The organism is Streptomyces sp. Isolate_45 (genome assembly GCF_024721315.2).
GTDB lineage: Bacteria > Actinomycetota > Actinomycetes > Streptomycetales > Streptomycetaceae > Streptomyces.
In genome coordinates, this window is record NZ_JANFAK020000335.1 from 1 (window position 1) to 2,490 (window position 2,490).

Consider the following 2,490-nt stretch of genomic DNA (forward strand, 5'->3'; position numbering starts at 1 on the left):
CCCAACGGCCACCTCCACTACCTCGGCCGCACCGACGACCAAATCAAACTCCGCGGCTTCCGCATCGAACTCGGCGAAATAGCCACGGTCCTGACGTCCTCCCCGTCCGTCGCCCAGGCGGCCGTGCTGGTCCGCGAGGACGCGCCCGGGATGCAGCAGTTGGTGGCCTACGTCGTCCCGGCGCCGGGCGCCGATGCAGACCCGGACGCGCTGCGCGCCTCGGCCGCCGACCGGCTCCCCGAGTACATGGTTCCGGCCGCCTTCGTCGCCCTCCCCGCCCTGCCCCTCTCCCCCAACGGCAAGCTCGACCGGCGGGCCCTGCCCGCACCGGAGCTCGTCGCCGTGTCCGCCTCGCGCGCCCCCCGGGACGTCCGCGAGGAGGTCCTGACGGGGATCCTGGCCTCCGTGCTGGGGCGTCCGAGCGTGGGCGTGCGGGACGACTTCTTCGCCCTGGGCGGCCACTCGCTGCTCGCGGCCCGCGCGGCGGGACGGATCCGCGAGGTGCTCGGCGTCGAGTGCGGGATCCGCGACGTGTTCGAACTGCGGACCGTCGAGGCGCTGGCGGCGCGGCTCGCGCAGGCCACCGAGGGAACCCGGCCCCGCCCGGGCGCCGGCGTCAGGCCCGAGCGGCCCCCGCTGTCCTTCGCCCAGCACCGGCTGTGGGTGGTGGACACCGTCCACGGTCCGGCAGCCACGTACAACGTGCCGGTGGCGGTCCGCCTGCGGGGTCCGGTGGACTTCCCGGCGCTCCGCGCCGCGGTCGGGGACCTGGTGGCGCGGCACGAGGTGCTGCGCACGCTGATCGCGGAGCACGACGGCGAGCCGTACCAGCATGTCCTGCCCGCCGGGGCGGACGTTCCGGTGGAACTCCGGGAGGTGCCGGCCGACCGGCTGGCCGACGAGGCCGTCCGGGCCGGCGGACACCTCTTCGACCTGGCGTCGGAGATCCCGGTCCGCGTGACCCTGCTGCGGGCCGCACCGGACGACCACGTCCTGCTCCTGCTCGTGCACCACGTCGCCACCGACGAGTCCTCGACGGGTCCACTGCTCACGGACCTGGACGCGGCCTACGCGGCGCGGCGGGCGGGCACGGCTCCGGAGTGGACCGAACTGCCCCTTCAGTACGTGGACTTCGCGCGGTGGCAGCGGGAGGTTCTGGGCGACGCCGCGGATCCGCGGTCGGCGGCCGCCCGGCAGACGGAGTTCTGGCGCGGCGCCCTCGCCGGCGTTCCGGCGGAGGTGGCGCTGCCCGCCGACCGGTCCCGGCCGGCGGAACCCTCGTACGAGGGCGGCGTGGTGGACTTCTCGGTGTCCGCCGCGACGGCGGACGGCCTGCTGCGGATCGCCCGCGAGGGCGGCGCGACCCCGTTCATGGTGGTCCACGCCGCGGTGGCCGCGCTGCTGCACCGGCTGGGCGCGGGCGACGACATCCCGCTCGGCAGCCCGGTCTCCGGGCGGGACGGCGCGGAGTGGGAGGGCCTGGCCGGCTTCTTCCTGAACACGCTGGTGCTGCGGGCGGACCTCTCCGGCGCGCCGACGTTCGGCGAGCTGGTGGCGCGGGTCCGGGACACCGGGCTCGCCGCCTTCGCCCACGCCGACCTGCCGTGGGAGGCGGTCGTCGAGGCGGTGGACCACGAACGGTCCCGCTCCCGGAACCCGCTGTTCCAGACGATGGTGACCTACCACTCGGCGGACGCCGTGCTGCCCGAGCTGTTCGGGATGCCCGCGGCAGAGCTGACGGTGGAGACCGGCGGAGCCAAGTTCGACCTGGAGATCGCCTTCGGTACGGCCCGTGAGGGCTCGGGCATCGAGGGCGGCATCCGCTACGCGTCCGACCTCTTCGACGAGGGGACGGTACGCACCCTCGCGGACCGGCTCGTGCGGTTGCTCGATGCCGCGGCGGCCGCTCCGGACCGTCCGGTGGCGGAGCTGGAGGTGCTGTCCGCCGAGGAACGCGAGCTGGTGCTGCACCGCTGGAACGACACGGCCGTCCCCCTGACCGGTCCGGCCACCCTCGCCGACCTCGTCTCCGACGGCGCGCTCGGCGCTGCCGGCCCGGCCCTCGTCTTCGAGGGGGTGGAGCTGTCCCGGCCCGCCTTCGAGGAACGCGTCAACCGGCTCGCCCGACTGCTGATCGAGCGCGGCGTGGGTCCCGAGACGGTCGTAGCGGTCGCCCTGCCCCGGTCCCTGTCCCTGCTCGTGGCCCTGCACGCCGTCGTCCGCGCGGGCGGCGCCTACCTCCCGCTGGACCTGTCCCTGCCGACCGAGCGCCTCTCGTACATGACGGACACCGCGGCGCCGGTGTGCGTGGTGACGGACCTCGTCTCACTGGGCCTCGTACCGGTGTCCGCGGGGGCGGAGGTCGTCGTCGTGGACGCGCCGGAGATCGGGGTCGAGCTGGGCCGACTGGCCGCCGGTCCGTTGTCGGACGCGGACCGGACCACCCCGCTCCTGCCCCGCCACCCCGCCTACGTCATCTTCACCTCCGGC

At 75.2% G+C, this 2,490-nt stretch carries 1 protein-coding gene; it reads left to right on the forward strand.

The window, feature by feature from the left end; all coding sequences use genetic code 11:
- On the forward strand, positions 1-2,490 hold a 2,490-nt coding region (locus NOD94_RS40825), incomplete at both ends, for a condensation domain-containing protein (protein WP_281211303.1).